The sequence below is a fragment of the Natronorubrum aibiense genome, from assembly GCF_009392895.1.
GTDB classification, from domain to species: domain Archaea; phylum Halobacteriota; class Halobacteria; order Halobacteriales; family Natrialbaceae; genus Natronorubrum; species Natronorubrum aibiense.
The window spans coordinates 38,554-55,766 of the sequence record NZ_CP045490.1; the positions used below are offsets into that span (position 1 = coordinate 38,554).

Annotated in this window: 17 protein-coding genes and 1 pseudogene; 6 read left to right on the plus strand and 12 right to left on the minus strand. The window is 57.9% G+C overall.

The window, feature by feature from the left end:
* The first annotated feature begins 87 nt into the window (after positions 1 to 87).
* Positions 88 to 924: a hypothetical protein gene (locus tag GCU68_RS18740; RefSeq protein WP_152944170.1), complete on the plus strand. Its 837-nt coding sequence runs from the start codon at positions 88 to 90 to the stop codon at positions 922 to 924.
* A 253-nt stretch (positions 925 to 1,177) separates the two neighbouring features.
* Here the strand turns inward: GCU68_RS18740 and GCU68_RS18745 are convergent, their stop codons facing one another.
* Both GCU68_RS18745 and GCU68_RS18750 read right to left on the minus strand, forming a co-directional pair.
* Positions 1,178 to 1,876: an ABC transporter ATP-binding protein gene (locus tag GCU68_RS18745; protein ID WP_152944171.1), complete on the minus strand. Its 699-nt coding sequence runs from the start codon at positions 1,874 to 1,876 to the stop codon at positions 1,178 to 1,180.
* Positions 1,873 to 2,649, minus strand: a complete 777-nt coding sequence (locus GCU68_RS18750) for an ABC transporter ATP-binding protein (protein WP_152944172.1) — start codon at positions 2,647 to 2,649, stop codon at positions 1,873 to 1,875. The genes GCU68_RS18745 and GCU68_RS18750 overlap by 4 nt, the downstream gene beginning before the upstream one ends.
* Before the next feature lie 97 nt (positions 2,650 to 2,746).
* Between GCU68_RS18750 and GCU68_RS18755 the strand changes: the two genes are divergently transcribed.
* Positions 2,747 to 3,559 (plus strand): urease accessory protein UreF, encoded by an 813-nt coding sequence (locus GCU68_RS18755; protein WP_152944173.1) that lies wholly within the window; start codon positions 2,747 to 2,749, stop codon positions 3,557 to 3,559.
* Positions 3,560 to 3,601: 42 nt separating this feature from the next.
* Here GCU68_RS18755 and GCU68_RS21835 read toward each other — a convergent pair.
* Together GCU68_RS21835 and GCU68_RS18760 are read right to left on the minus strand one after the other, a co-directional pair.
* Positions 3,602 to 3,799: pseudogene (locus GCU68_RS21835) on the minus strand (ImmA/IrrE family metallo-endopeptidase); the annotation flags it as partial.
* Positions 3,800 to 3,870: 71 nt separating this feature from the next.
* Positions 3,871 to 4,986 (minus strand): MFS transporter, encoded by a 1,116-nt coding sequence (locus tag GCU68_RS18760; RefSeq protein WP_394352496.1) that lies wholly within the window; start codon positions 4,984 to 4,986, stop codon positions 3,871 to 3,873.
* A gap of 337 nt (positions 4,987 to 5,323) precedes the next feature.
* On the opposite strand from GCU68_RS18760, the gene GCU68_RS18765 reads away from it, so the two are divergent.
* Positions 5,324 to 6,787 carry a sensor histidine kinase gene (locus GCU68_RS18765; protein ID WP_152944175.1) on the plus strand — a complete coding sequence of 488 codons (1,464 nt, stop codon included), beginning with the start codon at positions 5,324 to 5,326 and terminating at the stop codon, positions 6,785 to 6,787.
* Positions 6,788 to 7,616: 829 nt separating this feature from the next.
* Here GCU68_RS18765 and GCU68_RS18770 read toward each other — a convergent pair.
* The 6 genes from GCU68_RS18770 to GCU68_RS18790 all read right to left on the minus strand — a co-directional run bounded on the left by GCU68_RS18770 (position 7,617) and on the right by GCU68_RS18790 (position 12,331).
* Positions 7,617 to 8,177 carry a hypothetical protein gene (locus GCU68_RS18770; RefSeq protein WP_152944176.1) on the minus strand — a complete coding sequence of 187 codons (561 nt, stop codon included), beginning with the start codon at positions 8,175 to 8,177 and terminating at the stop codon, positions 7,617 to 7,619.
* Between the two features lie 118 nt (positions 8,178 to 8,295).
* The gene (locus GCU68_RS18775) at positions 8,296 to 9,696 is read right to left on the minus strand and encodes an RNA-guided endonuclease InsQ/TnpB family protein (protein ID WP_152944177.1); all 1,401 of its coding nucleotides are present in this window, start codon (positions 9,694 to 9,696) and stop codon (positions 8,296 to 8,298) included.
* Positions 9,697 to 9,846: 150 nt separating this feature from the next.
* Positions 9,847 to 10,707, minus strand: a complete 861-nt coding sequence (locus tag GCU68_RS18780; protein ID WP_152944178.1) for a universal stress protein — start codon at positions 10,705 to 10,707, stop codon at positions 9,847 to 9,849.
* Between the two features lie 208 nt (positions 10,708 to 10,915).
* On the minus strand, positions 10,916 to 11,110 hold the full coding sequence (locus GCU68_RS18785; protein ID WP_152944179.1) for a hypothetical protein: 195 nt from the start codon (positions 11,108 to 11,110) through the stop codon (positions 10,916 to 10,918).
* A gap of 374 nt (positions 11,111 to 11,484) precedes the next feature.
* Positions 11,485 to 11,628: a DUF7557 family protein gene (locus GCU68_RS21455; RefSeq protein ID WP_168927120.1), complete on the minus strand. Its 144-nt coding sequence runs from the start codon at positions 11,626 to 11,628 to the stop codon at positions 11,485 to 11,487.
* Between the two features lie 232 nt (positions 11,629 to 11,860).
* The gene (locus tag GCU68_RS18790) at positions 11,861 to 12,331 is read right to left on the minus strand and encodes a hypothetical protein (protein WP_152944180.1); all 471 of its coding nucleotides are present in this window, start codon (positions 12,329 to 12,331) and stop codon (positions 11,861 to 11,863) included.
* Positions 12,332 to 12,456: 125 nt separating this feature from the next.
* Here GCU68_RS18790 and GCU68_RS18795 point away from each other — a divergent pair, with 125 nt between their 5' ends.
* The 3 genes from GCU68_RS18795 (at position 12,457) to GCU68_RS18805 (ending at position 14,404) form a co-directional block, all read left to right on the plus strand.
* Complete coding sequence (locus GCU68_RS18795; RefSeq protein WP_152944181.1) at positions 12,457 to 12,966, plus strand: nicotinamide-nucleotide adenylyltransferase; 510 nt, start codon at positions 12,457 to 12,459, stop codon at positions 12,964 to 12,966.
* 647 nt (positions 12,967 to 13,613) lie between these two features.
* Positions 13,614 to 13,940, plus strand: coding sequence for a DUF5785 family protein (locus GCU68_RS18800; protein ID WP_152944182.1), 327 nt, complete (start codon positions 13,614 to 13,616; stop codon positions 13,938 to 13,940).
* A 158-nt stretch (positions 13,941 to 14,098) separates the two neighbouring features.
* Entirely contained in the window at positions 14,099 to 14,404 is a 306-nt protein-coding gene (locus GCU68_RS18805) for a thiamine-binding protein (protein ID WP_152944183.1), read from the plus strand.
* An 80-nt stretch (positions 14,405 to 14,484) separates the two neighbouring features.
* On the opposite strand, the gene GCU68_RS21460 is transcribed toward GCU68_RS18805, so the two are convergent.
* Positions 14,485 to 14,646: a hypothetical protein gene (locus GCU68_RS21460; RefSeq protein WP_168927121.1), complete on the minus strand. Its 162-nt coding sequence runs from the start codon at positions 14,644 to 14,646 to the stop codon at positions 14,485 to 14,487.
* Positions 14,647 to 15,318: 672 nt separating this feature from the next.
* Entirely contained in the window at positions 15,319 to 16,596 is a 1,278-nt protein-coding gene (locus GCU68_RS18810; protein WP_152944184.1) for an orc1/cdc6 family replication initiation protein, read from the minus strand.
* Between the last annotated feature and the right edge of the window lie 617 nt (positions 16,597 to 17,213).

A 17,213-nucleotide genomic window follows, 5' to 3' on the forward strand; every position in this document is an offset into this window, starting at 1 on the left:
ACTGTTCGGGTTACCCAGGTTGGGATTGGAGCTATTTAGCCAACTTGTGTATGAACATTTAAGCCGAACACTTCTGTAAAGAGGAATATGAGCGGTCCACGGGTTCCCCAGAACGCAAACGCCATCTACCGAGCTGTCAACCGAATATTCGAGGGAATAGAAGTACCACAGAGAGACTGGCAGGAAGTCATTCGATACATGAACGAGGAACTGCCACGATTCGAGCAAGCTGACACCAGCTACCTTGTTCTCGGTAGCTACCGGGGCCAGTACGGCCACCGGCTACGCGAGTTCGCCAACTGCTTGAACATGCCAACCAATTCCGAGTCGATCGTGCTTGGAGACACACTCGATCTGGACACAGCGGTTATCCCTGAATTCGATATCAAAATCAACCTACTCGGCGAATTCGCTGACTCTATCGCGGGCGTCTATGAAAAAGAAGGCGGCGGAGAAAGTCCTGAATTGGGCGTGTGCAGATCGTTGTTTGCGAGAAAGACATTTGTGTTCCCTCGAGATTACACAGGTCTTACCCGTGACAGCCTCGAGACGCGAGAGGACGTTATTCAGGCAGCACTCTCCGTTTACTATACAGACTTCGACAACATCGATGAGAAGAACCGAGAGCAAGAAAAGAAGAAACGAGAGTTAGCGTCGCTCATCACAGCCGCACAGCGTGAGGGGATCCATATCACTGAGCGCGAGTTAACTGACATCATCAAAGAGAGAACTGCCAGTGTCGACGAGGAACCAGCAGTGTACAGTTGGGTGCATCTGAGTTTCTTCAAGCGGTGGGAAGCGATGGGGCAGTGCCACCCGTGGACGACACTTGATGAACTGCGCGATCTTGCTGACGAAATGCCAGGACCGGTGCGACCACGCTGGGAAACCGAATTTGACATCGACGCCTTCCTTGACGAGTGACATCCTCCTCGCCGTAAACAGTAGTTGCCGAATCAGATTCTTAGCAAGTCAACCGACAAGTTGGTTTTGGACTTCAGCCCCACAAGAATTCATCTGAAACACTGGCTATGTGTGGCCGCTCGCAACGGTACTGCCGGCGGTCGTGATTACAAGAAGCGGACCCGCATAAAACGAGGACGGCGTCAACCGCTAGTACGCCGGTTGATCGCTCGAGTAGCTCAAATCATTCGTCTCGATCTTGCCGGTTCTACAATCAAACCACGAGATGTGCCGCTAATTGTTCGCGATCCTTGAGGTCCGTATCGTCGAGTTCGTTGACGATGCGTCCCGTGTCCATCGCATAGCAGCGGTCAGCTAAATTCTGAATGACCGAAAGATTCTGCTCAACGAACAGGATCGTCGTCCCGAGATCCTCGTTGATGCGTGCAAGATCGTCTGTGATTGACTGGACGATGGAGGGCTGGACGCCCTCCGAAGGCTCGTCAACCAGCAGTAGGTCAGGATCTCCGACGAGCGCGCGACCGATCGCGAGCATCTGCTGTTGGCCGCCACTCATCGTATCAGCATCTTGGGCAGCCCGCTCCTCCAAGATTGGGAAGTACTCGTAAACGCGGTCGTACAGCGTCGCGTCGCTGCTCCCGACGTTCTCACCAATTAGGAGGTTCTCCTCGACGGTCAGCCCGGGGAAGACGTCTCGTCCCTGTGGAACGTAGCCGACACCCAGACCCGCACGTTCGTCAGCAGATCGATCGGTGATATCTTCGTCATAATACTGAACTGAGCCAGAATCGGACTCAAGCAGGCCCATCACCGTCTTCAACAGAGTTGTCTTTCCGACGCCGTTCTTTCCCATAATCCCGACGACCTCGCCCTCGGTGATGCGACAGTTCACGCCCCGAAGAATGGGCGTCCCCTCGTAGCCAGCTGTAAGGTCGGAGATCTCGAGGGTCATGCGTCTTCCCCCAGATAGATGCGCTGAACGGCTTCGTCTGCCTCGATCTCCTCGATGGGACCCTGGCGGAAGATTGATCCCTGATTTAATACCGTCACTTGGTCGGAGATTGTACGGACGAACTCCATGTCGTGTTCGATGACGACGAACGCCATTCCGTCATCGTTGAGTGACCGAATCAGGTCGGCAACGCTCGCAGTCTCTTCGACCGACATTCCTGCGACGGGTTCGTCGAGCAACATCAGCGTCGGCTCGAGCGTCGTCGCCATGCCGATCTCAAGGCGCTGTTGTTGTCCGTGTGAGAGGTCGCCGGCGGGAGTGTCAGCTCGGTCAGCGAGTTCGATCTCCTCAAGAGTCTCGTGGGTCGCCGAACGGATGTCGTCGCAGTCGGTTCGCTGGAGCGGGATCTGCAGGTTCTGTGCGACGGTGAGGCCTTCGTAGATGTGTGGTGATTGGAACTTCACGCTGAGGCCTGCGTCGATGCGCTCGTGCGCCGGCATGTCGGTGAGGTCGATACCGTCGAAGTAGACATGCCCCTTAGTCGGAGAGAGCTGACCGGTAATCAACTCGAGCAGCGTTGACTTGCCGGCTCCGTTGGGACCGATGAGACACCGAAGCTCGCCCTCAGCGACCGTGAAGTCGACGCTATCGACAGCGGTCAGTCCGCCGAAGTGCTTGGTGACGTTCTCCGTTGCTAACACCGCATCCTGGTCGAGACCTGTCGCCGCCACGGCAGGCGTAACCCTGACGTTCGGATCGCCCGGTGTGCTCACGACGCGTCACCCCCGACAGTGAGCGCTTGGTGGCTGACGACGACGGTTCGTGATTGGTCGGTAAGTGAGTGAGTCATTCGACTGCTTCCTCCGTTGGATGGCTGGACGAGCGGTCCCCGACGCGCTCGAGCAACCGCGTTCCGAGTCGGTCAAGAGACGGTGCGACACCTGCCGGCATGAGAAGGATGACGGTCAACAGCAGTCCGCCGATGATGACGAACGCCCATTCGGGTCCGAGCGGGCCGATACCTTCCGTCAGTCCGGTTCGCAGCCGCTCGGTGGCCAGCGTCGCGCCGACGGACGGATCGAGACGGCCGACGAACTCGGCGCGCTTGTCGAAGCATATCTTCGGCGTGTCGTCGGCCCGGCCGAGACGGTCGCGCTGGCGAATGCCCACGACGCGGCTGCAGCCGACGACCTTGAAGGAATGCTGGCCGCCGACGATCGTCTCTACGCCGCGACGCTTCCCGCGGAGTTTCGCGCAAGCGCAACCAAGGCCGGCAGCAAACTACTCAAGTTGCTTGCGGACACCGACGAAGAACTGCTCGGGACTGCGAACAGTGAGGGTGCGGTCGCTGCATACGCCGACGCAGTCGAAGACGGGACGGCCCGAGGACAGTATCCAATTGTACTCGGTGTCGTAACCCAGCGCGCTGGTCTCGAACGGCGATCGGCATGTCTCGTTGGCGCGTACGCGTTCGTCACCGAACTGCTTGGGGCAGCCCAGCGGCTCGGCCGGTTCGGACACACAGACATCCAATCGCAGTTGGCTGACCTGCTTCCAATCGTTGAGTCGATCTGTGCGAAGTACGCCGACGCCGATCTCGAGACGCTGACCACCTTCGCCCCACTGGTAGAAATCGAGAGCATGCGCCACGAGCGTGCCGACCGACGGCTGTTCATGAGCTAGCTCAGACTCGCGTGCGGTGATTCGCTTGGACGACCGATCGAGTTCAACCTCGAGTTCGCGTTTCGACCGTTCGTCTTCGGTATCGATACCACCGTGCAGCAGTGCGTGAGCGTACTCGTGAATGAGTGTGACAGCGAGATCAGCCCTGGTTTCACGATCACGGATTTCCACACGGGGCTGCATCTCCAGGCGATGCTGACAGACGCCCTTGGCGCTGCCGTGAGACCATTCTCGAGGAGACGACTCGACGCCGGCAGATACCCACACCGACGACACCCGAGAGAGCCCAACCTGCGCAGGGAAACACCCAACTACGGCCCGGCTGTGCCGACAGCGACCGTCCAGAACCCGCCGACGGTCGCAGCGAGCGTCAGCAAGATTACGGCAGTGAAACTGCCAGTGAACTCGACGCTTGCCGTTCCGAGCGGCGGCATCCCGAGAGCAGCGATACCGATTGCGACGTTGAACGTACCGACGATGGCGGTGTCTTTCTCCAGCGAGTAGATTCCCATGAGCAGCGGGATGTACAGTGTCGCGGAGCCGCCCAGTCCGAGTCCGATCAGGCAAATCGCGACCAGCAGCGTCGGTACGGTGGGAACGAACAGCAGAGCGATCCCGGCACCCGCACAGACGAGTGACGCGAGAAACGCGCGTCTCGAGCCCATGACGTCGGCAAGGTAACCGCTTCCGATCCGTGAGATGATGCTGACACCGCCGATCAGCCCGAACGCGGTCGAGGCACCGGCAGCCGTCAGGCCGCGAGCGGCGAAGAGATCGACGGCGTAGGCAGCAAGCAGTTGATACCACGCGAAGGAGAGGGCGATACCGACGAACAACAACTGGAACGTCCGCGTCCCGCCTAACCGCGCGAGCCACTCGAGCAGTTCGTCGGCGGTCGCGGTCGACTGTGCCGCCCAGATCGGCCGTCGACAGACGAGCCCAGCGAGGAGGAACGCAAGCGCAGTTGCCGATATGATGACCAGAAAACCACGGCGGACGCCGACGTCCGCGAGGGCAGCCTGCCAGATCGGCGGGAGCACGAACAGTCCGAGTCCGTTACCGACGAAAATCAGCCCCGTTGCGGCCCCGCGACGGGCCTCGAACCAGCGCGGAACGACCGACGCGAGGAGCACGAAGGCCGTCCCCAGTGCGAGTCCGAGGACGGCGAAGACGACGACCAGTCCCCCGACGGAGTCGAAGAGATACAACGATGGCGCGATCACACCTGTGGCGAGCGAACACGCGAGTAACACCGCTCGAGCCCGAAACCGAGCGCCGAAGACACCGACGAGTCCGGAGCCGATGAAGAATGTAAAGAGCATGATGGCAAACACGCCCGAGAGCGCGACTGACGAGACGCCGAAGGTGTCACTGAACGGCGCCCGAAAGATCCCGTACGAAAGCGGCGTCCCGAAGGTGAAGATCATCGCCACGGAGCCGATGATCGCCACGAGCCAACTGCGAGGGCTATCGGGACGTTCCGAACGATCGATGTGCACGACACGGTCTCGATGGTGTGTGCTCGAAAACGTTCTGATTCCGGAACCGTCGAAGCGATTACGTCGAACGGAGAGGCGAATCTGACATTCGACAGAACGAAAACGGTAATCCGAACGTGCTGTACTCGAGGAGCGGTCGATTGCGAGCGTACAGATATTGTACCGCTCACCCTACAGAATGAAAGAAATCAAACACGCTGTGAATATCAGAACACATATTACGGCAGCGTGTCAGATACTGCTGTGACTGGCGCCACTCAAACGAATGGACGAACAAGATAGATCGGATAGCTGTGACAGGTTGTTCGACGAACTCTCGTCCATCGCTACCGAAGCAACCTTTTTCAAAGAGTTAGTCGCAAACACCTCGGAGGCGTTCCTGACGATCGACGAGGAGAGTACGATCGTGTTTGCCAATCCGGCGATAGCGGACATTTTGGGATACGCGCCATCCGAACTGATCGGTCGTTCGAAACTCCAGCTGATACCGGAACGGCTTCGACAAGCGCACGAACGCGGCCTCGAGAGCTACATCGAAACCGGCGAAAAACACATCGACTGGAACGGCATCGAACTGCCAGCACGACACAAGGATGGACACGAGGTTCCGGTCCTGATAACGCTACAGGAGCACTCCGACGGCGGACAGCGGCTGTTCACAGGCATTTTTCGTGATCTCTCCGAACAGAAGACGAGACAACGGCGGTTCGAAGCCGTGTTCAACAACACCTATCAGTTTACCGGCCTCGTCGAGTGCGATGGGACCGTCATTGAGGCCAACAAAACGGCATTGTCGTTTGCCGGCCTCGATCGGGCCGATGTCGTCGGAAAGCCGCTCTGGGAGACGTACTGGTTCCAGTTAACTGACGACGCCGCCGCGACTGCGTGTGCCGCCGTCGAGCACGCGAGCAACGGAGAGTTCTTCCGAGACGAGCTCCGGATACAGGGAGCGAACCGGACGGCGATCATCGACTTTTCGGTTCGGCCGATAACCGATTCGAATGGTGAAACGCTGCTGTTGATTCCCGAGGGGAGAGAGATCACCGAGCTCAAACTTCGCAGGCAGCATTTCGAACTCATTCATCGGCTTCTCAGACACAATTTGCGAAACGATCTCAACATCATCAACGGGTTTGCGGAGTTGCTGACGGCGAAACTCGAAGACGAGACGCTGCACGAGTACGCAGTCAGAATCGCCGAAACGTCGTCCGACCTCATCACGATGAACGAGACGGCAAAGGAACTCGCGGCGATCACCCTCGACGAGGACTATTCACAGACGGATATCGCCGTCCAAGACGCTCTCGGGACAGTCATTCAGCAACTCCATCGCCAGTATCCCGACAGTTCGATCGAGCGGAAGACCTCGCACGACGCCATCGTGGCTGCGGATGCGCGTCTCGAACTCGCGCTCAAAGAGCTGATCGAGAACGCAATCGTACACACGACTGAGCCACGGCCATCGATCGAAATTAGTCTCGAGCAGGCGCAAGCGGACGAGGTGATCAGTATCAGCATCGCCGATTTCGGGCCGAAAATCCCGGAGACCGAACGGATCGGGACGTTGAACGAAAAATCGGTGACACCGCTCAAACACGGCAGCGGGCTTGGCCTCTGGCTAGCTCGACTGATCGTCGAAGCGTACGGTGGCCATCTGGACTACGAACGACGTGACGAGGACAGAGGGAATCGAGTGACGATCTACCTACCGACAGTCGAGTTCAAGTAATATTTCAGTATAGTTCATTCATAGATAATATCTAACAAAGTAGTGTTGATTCTTGGCAATACTAAGGTATTGCTCCAACTAATGACTGGGTTTCGGCATACGGACGTCCGAATAGCCCGGATGCCATCTTGCAACTGTTTTACGTAGCGGTATTCGACATTAGTGATTGTTTGGTGATTTCGATTCGGAACGTGGCAGTTGACTTTCGACGTAGTCGCCAAACACCGTTATGTGGGCCTACATATGTCGAAAAGCACGCATCGATCCATTCAGTAGCCGATATGTGGGTCGTTCGGAGACGACATCTCGAGGGAGAACCACAACGCTAGTATTGCCTATACGATACAATTTCATCTCGAGAAATAGTACTATAGTATTGAATTGTACTAGAATCAGTACGTAATAAGATGGGTAGAAACGTCCCACCAGTGAGCCGGCTGAGGACGAGTCGTTCAAGTGACCTGTCTCTCACGATCGAGTGAGGCCTACGATTCCGTGGCCCTCGAGGAGTCTGGTTGGATGAAGTCCTGCTAACCTCGCGGGAGCGGTGCTCCCGCTCAGCGTTGCTCCGGTCAGTCCCGAAACGCACCGATTTCGGACGGTCCTGAGGTACTCGTCTTGAACCGCGTGTAAAGTACCTCGAGGACAAGCCCGAGGCTTCACCGTTTTGTCCAAATCACCCAGAAACGGGCGAGCGGACGCAGGCGAATTTAATTCCCCTCGACCTTCTTCTCTCGGAGTCGGCTGGAATTACCACCCGAACACCTCGCTGGTGTCCGTGAGGGTCGGTCGCTCCACCACGACGGCAGCGATTCGGACGCGACAACGGCTACTCGAGGTCCTGAACGAAGTTGTGGAGATATCGATCGCCAAAGACGAGGACCAACAATGCGCCGACGAGATTGAACACGAGGTCGAGGACGGTATCGCGTTTCCCGTAGGCGATGAGTATCGGCTCGAGGTCGAGTCGGCGAGCAGTCCCGTGAATGGCATACTCCAGCAGTTCCCAGAGCACGCCGGCGACGGTGACGGTAGCAACGACGTCCACTCGAGGGTCGCGACCTCGGCGGCGAGCAGCGGCGTGGGCGAATCCGCCGAGCAGGGTCGCCGAGTGCACGTGCGTGAGATGGTCCCACCAGCTGACGTCGTCGTACGGACCCAGCATTCCAATGGCGTGCGTGAGCAGTGCAGTGACCGTGTACACGCGCTGCCACGGCCGGAATTCGATATCGAATCGACACTCGAGGAGGTCGGGAAGAAAGGACACACCGAAGGCGAGACCCGCGTTGACGACCGCACCCGGATTGCGTCGGCGAATGCCCACGACGAACACGGCGACGAGTGCGGATCTGGTACCATGGACGATCGTTTTCGCTACCGAAGATCGCATCGCGCTATAATAAGCGGTGGATAGGCTAAAGTGAGTTGCCTCCGGTCGTTACACTCACTTGACGTCCTCCACACGGCTGAAGCCGTGGGATTCCTCCGTGGGCAATCCGGCCAGTTGATTACCCCGGCTGTGAACTTGCGGGTTTGCTGATGCTGGTTTGGTCGATCGAACTCGACTGTTCCCCAAAATTCGCGGGTATCCAGTCGTGTCCGTTCCACTCCCAGTACGCCCCCTCACGGGGTGCGTCCCTCCCGCGTTCAGCAGAGAGGGCAGCGGGCCGCGCCATCGGCCCAACCTCGTTCTGCAACAGGTTCCACGCCCCTGCAACGTCACTGTGCGCGTCCAACCCACAGTCGTGACACCGATACTCGTCTTGATCTCGAGATACGTCCTTGCTTCCGCACTCGGGACACTCACTGCTCGAATCAGCCTCGCTCGCCTGCTCGACGCGAATTCCAATATCCTCGAGTGTGAGTTCGAGCCGGTCGATGAGTTGGCGGTGTGACCAGAACGCATGCGTCTTCTTGTTGACGTCAGACGACCAGTGTGTGTCCAATACGTCCGTGAGATCGCCGACGTAGACGGTGTCAACGTTGCGTTCTAAGAGCCAGTCTGCGGCGTGTTTCACTGCGGCGTCACGGCTATGATCGCGCTTTCGTCCGCGTTCATCGTACACGCGCTGAATACGCCTGCTCGTATACTGGTCATCAGGGAGTTCTGATTGCAATTGGGCAATCAACTCGGACAACGCTTGGAACTGGTCGAACTCTGGACGAGCGTGGTAGACGGCAGTGTCTCCAGTGGTGGTGACGATCGCAAGCGTGTTGTTCGCGCCCACGTCGATCGCAGCTGACTGCGTCGTGTTCTCGGGACCGAGTGTATGAGTGAAGGCATCCAGTCGCTGTTCCTGCAAGTTGTCTGGCCGTATGCGAACTGGATGCTTGACACGAAGCACGTCTGCCGCTTCGTCGTAGACGAGTTCCAACCGTGCGTCATCACCCTCCCATTGCGGGTTGCCACGGACTTTGAGCGTGATGCGCTCTTGGTACTCGAAGTCGTATTTCTCTTCGAGGGCGTCGCCGACGCCGAACTCGAGCGTACTTCGATCTTCGTCCCAATCGAGGGTGTAGAGGTCGTTGCGGACGAGGCCGTGTAGATCGTAGCCGTCGTCGCGATTGCCCCAGTAGCCGGGCGAAGATGGTTTCTCCGTGACCGTTGGGTCTGAGTCGTCGTGGTAGTTGTCGAGGAGGCGGAAGTGGCTCCGCCATGCCTCGCTGTTCTTGCGGGCGACTTGCTGGCACGCTGCTTTGCCGAGAATCGGCGCGTATTCGTCGTACAAGTCCGTGTACTCGGCGTCCCAGACGTCACCGTCTTCGGCGAAGTATTCCTGTCGGCGTCGGTAGGTGATCTGGTTCCACAAGGGGGCGTGGGCGGCCAACCACTCGAACAAGCACTGCCGATACCGATCACTGGCGGGTTCGGCAGTGTACTCGTTCGTGCGTTGCGGTCGGTCGCTCACACGTTATATGTTGGTAGAATGGGTTGTAAACGTTGGGATTGCGGTCAGGCTACGGATTCGTGGTTGGTTTCAGAATTGATGGATTCATCCCACGACTAAAGTCGTGGGCCTTGTATTCGGTGTAAGCAGAGAGAATCAGATACCCATCGCTCACTCGAGAGAGCGATCTCCCGACTCGGCAAGCCGGACGGTGAACACGGGAGCCGGGGCGAGACGGAGCACACGCTCCGTGACACTACCGAGCAGTTCCCGATCGACACCGCTTCGCCCGTGTGTTCCCAGAACGAGAAGATCGACCCCCTCTCGGTCGGCGTACGACACGATCTCTCGGTGCACCGTGCCGACCGTAACTGCCGTGCGGACGTCGACTCCACGCTCGGTTGCAGTCGCTGCTGCCGTGTCGAGTGCCGTTCGAGCGTTTGCCTCGAGGTGGGCGACCAACCGATCGGTTTCGGCGTCGGAGCCGTAGCGCGTGATGTTGACGACCGAGAGCAAGTGGAGCGTCGCCCCCACGTCGGCCGCTGTTTCGATACCGTGTTCTAGCGCGGCGGTTGCGTGTTCGCTGCCGTCCGTCGGGACGAGTACGCGGTCGTAGGGGTAGATCTTGCGGATGTCGTCGCTCGCTCGGACGACGAGGACGGGCATCGGGGCATCGCGGACGACACCCTGTGTTTCGTCTCCCAGCGCCAGTCGGCCGACACGTCGCCGGCCATGGGAACCCATGACGATCAGGTCTGTGTCGTGCTCGTCGGCGTACTCGAGGATTCGATCCCGTGGTGTTCCGCGTCGCACGTCGCTCTCGACAGACGCGCCGGCAGTCGTCGCGATTTCGCGAGCGTGTGCGAGGATGTCCGTGCCCACTTCACCCGGTCGGTCGGTAGCGTCGGCGTGGTCCTCATCGACGTAGAGAAGGTGGACAGTCGCCGAATCGGGTGCCAGTTTGACAGCGAGCTCGAGAGCAGCAGTGGCCGGGCCGCTGCCGTCGGTCGGGACGAAGAGACGCTCGAACATACCCTACATTCGCTAGATGCGTACAAGTATTCGGGTGGTACTCCGCGGTCGTCTCACCGAGACGCTCCGGAAACAGCCATCGTCATGACGCTCCCATCGTAGTGCTGGGGTCAAGGCGTGCTCGGTGGCAACCGTTATGCACCGCTAGATGGTGGCCCGACAGGTCTGGCTGGTACCAGTTGGCGATGTGAGTTACACCACAGTCGCGTTAGTCCCACGCGTCTAACTGCTCACCGAGGTCGTCGTACAGTTTTCGTGCCTGTTGCTCCGTCAGGTCGAAAATCGCGTGTCGTCGGTACTCCGGCGGCTTGGATTCGGGATGGGGGCGAAAGTAGCCGTCGACCTCGAGTCGTCGTTCGCCGTCGCGCTCGCGCACTTGCAGATCGATCTCATCGTACTGCATACCACGGGGTACGCGCTCGAATACCAAAGGAGTAACGAGTACATCGACGAGAATGAACCGAACTCGAGGCGACGCACCCGGGTCGGCACAACCGACAGGAAGGCGTGCGACTCGTACATTTGAGAACCTCCCTGTATAGCCGCCGAACGTGCCGGGTTATCGTCTCGGTGGCCGTCACCGTCGTCGGTACTATCGTTGTCGTCATCAGTGTCGCCCCACCGTTGTCGAGACAGCCTGTGAATCCCACGAAGAGTGCGCTCGAGAACGACTGCCGCGTGGGGTGTCGAACCGAATCGTTGCACGTCGGCTCCAAGACCGCACCCGCGATCTGTCCCTGGTATTCGCTTCGAGCGGTACCGTTTCCGGTTGACGAGTTAGATGCCTTCCTGAAGGAATCGTCCCTCCTGTTCGTATATCGACACCAGTTCCTCGATGAACTCTTCGATGGTTTCGTCTTCCTCGAGGTGGCCTTCGATTCGTCGGACGAGGTCGTCGTCGAGTTCGATTGTGTGTCCCATCAGAAATGCCAACGAGCGCCATCCGTATAAATCACACCCAGCACGGTATCATCTCACACTACACCCAGAACATCGATTCAACTCAGTGGATACCGAACGCTATAGTAACAACTGAGAGAAGGGGCACAACCGCGGGTAAGACACGGTAGAAACCGGAGCGCACTCACGTGCGGTTGTTGACGCCGCTGAGAGAGCTAGATTGCGAGGGCGCAAATCGGCCGCGACACGAACCTCACCGACGAGTTGACGTGTCCCGCTGAGACTCTTCGTAGACGAAATAGAGGTTCCAGAGATTGAATCCGTCGCCATACTTTTCTTCAACGCTGCGGTCGTACAGCGGGACGAGCGTCGGTCGTGGCTCCGTGAACGCAGGTTTGATGTCCCACTCAAGCACCCATTCGTGGCCGTGAAAGCGGAGTCGGTCGCCGATCGACTCGAACACGCGCCGGAGCATCTTCGGAACCGATTCTGTTGTCAGCTCATCCGTGGTCTCGGCGGCCGTGAACGGATCGCTGGCGACGGGAGGAGATCCGTACGTGGCGACAACTGGAATTACGCCGTCACGAAAGGCATCGGTGCGAGCGAGATAAACGGTGGCTGCGCCCGCTTCGCGCAGGTGACAGAGGAGCTCGTCCGGCGTCGCGACGAACTCGTCGGCCGTCGTCACGAGTCCTGTCGGGGTGTACTCGGGTTGCCAACTCATAACAAGACCATACGCGAGTGTACGTCAAGAGTGCTTCTCCGATCACCACAACGTTTTCCGCGCCGCGGCTCGAAAATGAGAGCGACGACACACGTTTGATATCGGTCGACAGCCAAGCTAGCCACATGCGTGGATTTTTCGTCGGCCGATTTCAGCCGTTTCACCTAGGGCATCGCACCTTCGTCGAAGACATCGCAGCGGATGTCGACGAAATCGTTATCGGCATTGGAAGCGCACAGACGTCCCACACCGCCGACAATCCATTCACCGCAGGCGAGCGAATCAGTATGATCCACCGGTCGGTGACAGGGTTGGCGACGACGACGTTCGTCGTCCCCATCGAGGACCTCCATCGAAACTCGGTCTGGGTGTCCCACGTCACCGCGACGGTCCCACCGTTCGACGTCGCATATTCGAACAACCCGCTGGTGAGACGGCTGTTCGAAGAAGCCGGCTTCGAAGTCCGCAGCGTCGAACTTTATCAACGCGAGGCGTACTCAGGCACCGAAGTCCGTCGCCGAATGCTGGCGGGCGAGCCGTGGCGTCACCTCGTCCCCGACCCGGTTGCGACAGTCGTCGACGAAACGAACGGTGTCGAGCGACTGGAGCGGGTGAGTGATCAGTTCGACGAGTGAGTCGTGGCCTCGCGGTGCTTTCCGATTGCGAGCACGACGTCTGGTTCGGAGGTCTCCGTCGAACGGCACGCTGTGTCCACTCACCCTCGAACCGCTCGTTCTCGCATCCGAAGCTGTAGGCCGCGGTTTCTCGAGTCGGTCGAAGCTACGAGAAATAAATACTTGACTACCGCGGGCCGACACTGCGAGTCGGAGCCGAGACGGTCGCCCTCTTTACACACATATGCTTGTAATCGTTCGAACGCGTGAGACTGCCATCGTTGCCGGGAAACAATCCGTGATTACGTCAGTGAAACGATCTACTCGAGCAGCGCAACGAGAAAGGTATCGGATCAATCCGTCGCCACCAGCATCGAGCTATAGAGACGAGTCAACGGCGATATATCAGACAGTGCGCTCGCGGTAAGTTCGTTTTGTGCGCCGCAATCAGCACTTTCGACACTCGTGTCAGCATCATCGACGAACCCACTGAACGAATTAGTCAGTCACAGAACACGCGTATCGGAATACGGAATTGCTCTATTCAGTCACGGACACGTCGATTTTCGTACGACCATGAGGCACTCGCCGTGTTCATACGTAGATAGCGTGGACAGCCCACGAATGGCGGCGGAACGCTTTTGACTGTGTCTAGCACCTATCAGGGTATGGGAACAGACTGGCCACACGATCCCGACGGCGACGAGGGCAGCGAGGGCAAACGCAAGTACGATATGGCGATTATCGCCAAGAAAGTCGACGAAGAAGAGGATTTCCCACTCGACCGTGACGAGTTCATCGCCGAGCACGGCGATGACCCGATTCGGATCAACTACAAGCGAGTCGTGCCGATGCGTGAGATCTTCGAGTACGTCGAACCCGATGAGTTCGAGACGATGGTCGACATGCACAAAGCGGTCGGGAACGCGATGCGTGCCGGCGATTTCTGGGAGTACCACCCGGAAGGATCTGATCCTGAAAAGAAGCGCGCCTGAGACGCTGACGGACGCCGAACGGGTCCGCGGCAAACGTTCCTTACGTCCGATTTGATCGCCACCCGGATTCGAGAACGACCCGCGAAAGGCTTTATGGGTGGATGGTGTACGTCATGTGAAACGGCGAGTGAGCCGTTCACACGCACGAGGTGACCAACATGACAGCCATAGCTAGACTCGAGATCATTCCCGTTCGAGAAGAACACATGTCGGACCATATCGCCGCAGCGCTCGACGAACTCGACCAGTTCGAGATCTCGTACGAACTCACCCCGATGGATACGGTCATTCAGGCCGACGATGTAAGCGAGATCTTCGCAGCCACGCAAGCCGCACACGAAGCGCTCGACGAGGACCGAATCATCACCTCGCTCGAGATCGATCACCAGCCCGATCGAGAACAGCACACGGCGGACCGAGTCGCAGCGGTCGAACACGAGCTCGGCCGTTCCGCACAGGGGTAAGACTCGACAGCGTCGTTCCAAACTCGACTCACGAATCGGTTACCACTCCGACCAGGATTCGAAAACACCCGTCCGATCAATCACCGAGAGAACTGGAGGTCTTTCGCCGGGTCTTCCGCGACGACCCACCAGCGGACGTCCTTTTTCGGGTGCCGTCGCTCGACGTGTTCGCGAAGTTGCTCGCCGGTATCGAAGTCGTCACCACAGAGGTTGCATCGGTGATGGTGGTGTTTTGGCGACATAGTGTGCGCGTACGCGCGCTACCCCAATGAATGCGGGGGGTGGCGAGGTCGCGAGAACCACGTCACGCTGCGTGTGTTTCGACCAGTAGCAGACGGTCACGAATTCGAAAGCACCACTCTTACTGCAAGGCGTACATGTTTTTTGGGAATGTATCACAACAATCCGTCATAATTTCATCCAGTGCTCGAACCGAGCTGGGTACCCCACCGTTCCCACGTCCCACCGTCGAGCATGAGCTATCGCTCAAGGATACTGCATCAAGGCTCATCTTGCGAAGATTTCCAGTGGTCACAGCCGCCACTCCGTCGTTCTCAGCGATGGTAGAGACGCGATGTGAACGGTGCGATCCGGGTCGCAATAGTAGCCACTGAACATCACTGTGCACCAGATCGCACAGCGATCGTGCGGTCAGTGTGTGAATCGGTTCAGTTGGTACCGACGTCCACCACGAACGCCCAGTGAGAGTATCGTCGCTGCCACCGACGATCATGTAGCCGACCATGGTGAGAGCAGACGACAACTCACCGCTGTTGAAACAATGCTGATAAGACTATATGAATTATACTTCTCAGGAATTATTGAGGAAACAGGAAGTTGGATACACTCGTGATCAGGGGTGTCGTTTCGGATGTCCGTCTCGAGTATTCGAACGGAGTTGAGTGCCGGGTCAGTTAGGTCAACTCCTCGAGGCGGCTATCGCGAAGGACGGATTTCAACACGATTCCGGTGTCCTGTACCAATCGGTGCTCGAGGTAACTTCCTTCACCCCGCCCGCCACCGGTTCGCGTCGATTCGACGACGCCGAGGAACGCTTGCTCTTTTAACAGTTCGTAGACTCGGTGTTCGCTCAGAATCTTGGTATCGACTTTCGTCGCGGTTTCTTTGTATCGGTTGTAGATCCGGCTAGTCGAAAAGCCCTCTTTGTCGGGGTTTTCTTCGGTCAACAGCGCAAGCGAGTACAGGATAAACTTGACCTGTGTCGTCGAACCGCGAAGGAGTTCCTCGAAGCGGTCGACTTCTGCCCACTCCTGTGCATCGCGGATGTGGTCTTCGGTGACAGTGTCGACGTTCTCTCGCTCGGCGAGTTCGCCAGCGTGACGTAAGATCTCGATCGCTTTTCGTGCGTCACCGTGTTCCTGAGCAGCCAACGCTGCAGCCAGCGGGATCACGTCATCGGAGAGCACGCCGTCGTAGAACGCATCACGGCGATGCTTCATGATTTCGCGAAGCTGATTCGCATCGTAGGGCTGGAAGACGAACTCTTCCTCGCGGAGGCTCGACTTAACCCGCTCGTTCAGTTGATCACGATACTCGATCTTGTTGCTCACGGCGATAACGCTCAGATGGCAGTCTGCCTTCCCCGACTCGCGAGCGCGCGACAGTTGCATGAGGATGTCATCGTCCTCGAGTCGGTCGACCTCGTCGAGGACGATAATGACGGATTCGTAGGCGATATTGAGGATGTCCCAGAGGTAATCGTAGTATTCACCACTGCCGATCCCTGCTCGAGGAATATCGAAATCGGTATGCTCAGTTTCGTTGAGCGACCGGGTGACCGTCCGCGCGACACGCGTTTGCGTGTTGTGTTGGGCACAGTCCACGTAGACCGTTCCGACCGAGACACCGTTCGATGCCGCCGCACGGCGGGCTCGTTCGGTAACGTGACGGGCTACGAGGGACTTTCCCGTCCCCGTCTTCCCGTAGATCATCACGTTGTTCGGTGGGTCGCCGCGAACGATCGGTCTGAGTTCGGCAGCGACGGCTTCGATCTCGTCGTCGCGGCCGACAATACGAGCACTTTCCGGAACGTGACCGACCTTGAGCAGTTCTTTTCGAGCGAAGATGTCTGCCCGCTCGGGATCGTCTTCATCGAAATTGAACAGGGGATCTTCCGCCGGGTCCTCGAACCGGTCGTTAAAATCTGAGAGTTGGGACGGTTCCTCGGCCATCGATATGCTATAGCGCGTACTCCCCGAACTTAATGGTTCCCCCACCTCGACAAGAGTGTAAATCGGCACGGGAACAGAGCCAGACATCCGTTTTAGCCGATGTCACATCCACAACACGAGAGGGCAGTCCCAAGTGATAATCGACGGGTTTCCGTGAGAAACCTTTGATCCGGAAACGTGGGAAGCAGTCATGGTAGACACGGTTCGTCTCGAGTGAAACGAAAGGCGGTCGTTGATTTCGTCACACCCCTCGTCCAGAGTGAATCGCACTGCTGGGCGGCAAATTGCTAGGCGGCAGCTCGACCCCACACCCCTCATCACGAGTGTAACTGTTGAACAATCCGTGAAGACAGTGAACAAAGATCATATACATAGTGGAGCTCTGCCTGAAAAACGTGGCACACACCCCTCGTCCAGAGTGAAAACGAACAGAAGTGTCCTCGAGTTCGTACGTTCAGCTGTGAAGTTCAAGATGGAGACGAAGAACCCCACGTCAAGAGTGTATACACCCCCTATCAAGAGTGTATTCAACCGGTGAAACGAGACGGTTTTTCAGTCTGCAGACAGCAAAATCACTTCGGACACACACCCCTCGTCCAGAGTGTAACGAGTATTCG

Excerpts from the sequence above, each read along its gene's own strand:
- GCU68_RS18805 (WP_152944183.1), top strand. The coding sequence starts at position 14,099 with ATGACAGCCATAGCTAGACTCGAGATCATTCCCGTTCGAGAAGAACAC.
- GCU68_RS21460 (WP_168927121.1), bottom strand. The coding sequence starts at position 14,646 with ATGTCGCCAAAACACCACCATCACCGATGCAACCTCTGTGGTGACGAC.
- GCU68_RS18800 (WP_152944182.1), top strand. The coding sequence starts at position 13,614 with ATGGGAACAGACTGGCCACACGATCCCGACGGCGACGAGGGCAGCGAG.
- GCU68_RS21455 (WP_168927120.1), bottom strand. The coding sequence starts at position 11,628 with ATGGGACACACAATCGAACTCGACGACGACCTCGTCCGACGAATCGAA.
- GCU68_RS18765 (WP_152944175.1), top strand. The coding sequence starts at position 5,324 with ATGGACGAACAAGATAGATCGGATAGCTGTGACAGGTTGTTCGACGAA.
- GCU68_RS18795 (WP_152944181.1), top strand. The coding sequence starts at position 12,457 with ATGCGTGGATTTTTCGTCGGCCGATTTCAGCCGTTTCACCTAGGGCAT.
- GCU68_RS18785 (WP_152944179.1), bottom strand. The coding sequence starts at position 11,110 with ATGCAGTACGATGAGATCGATCTGCAAGTGCGCGAGCGCGACGGCGAA.
- GCU68_RS18810 (WP_152944184.1), bottom strand. The coding sequence starts at position 16,596 with ATGGCCGAGGAACCGTCCCAACTCTCAGATTTTAACGACCGGTTCGAG.
- GCU68_RS18790 (WP_152944180.1), bottom strand. The coding sequence starts at position 12,331 with ATGAGTTGGCAACCCGAGTACACCCCGACAGGACTCGTGACGACGGCC.
- GCU68_RS18780 (WP_152944178.1), bottom strand. The coding sequence starts at position 10,707 with ATGTTCGAGCGTCTCTTCGTCCCGACCGACGGCAGCGGCCCGGCCACT.
- GCU68_RS18745 (WP_152944171.1), bottom strand. The coding sequence starts at position 1,876 with ATGACCCTCGAGATCTCCGACCTTACAGCTGGCTACGAGGGGACGCCC.
- GCU68_RS18760 (WP_394352496.1), bottom strand. The coding sequence starts at position 4,986 with ATGATCTTCACCTTCGGGACGCCGCTTTCGTACGGGATCTTTCGGGCG.
- GCU68_RS18755 (WP_152944173.1), top strand. The coding sequence starts at position 2,747 with ATGGCTGGACGAGCGGTCCCCGACGCGCTCGAGCAACCGCGTTCCGAG.
- GCU68_RS18770 (WP_152944176.1), bottom strand. The coding sequence starts at position 8,177 with ATGCGATCTTCGGTAGCGAAAACGATCGTCCATGGTACCAGATCCGCA.
- GCU68_RS18740 (WP_152944170.1), top strand. The coding sequence starts at position 88 with ATGAGCGGTCCACGGGTTCCCCAGAACGCAAACGCCATCTACCGAGCT.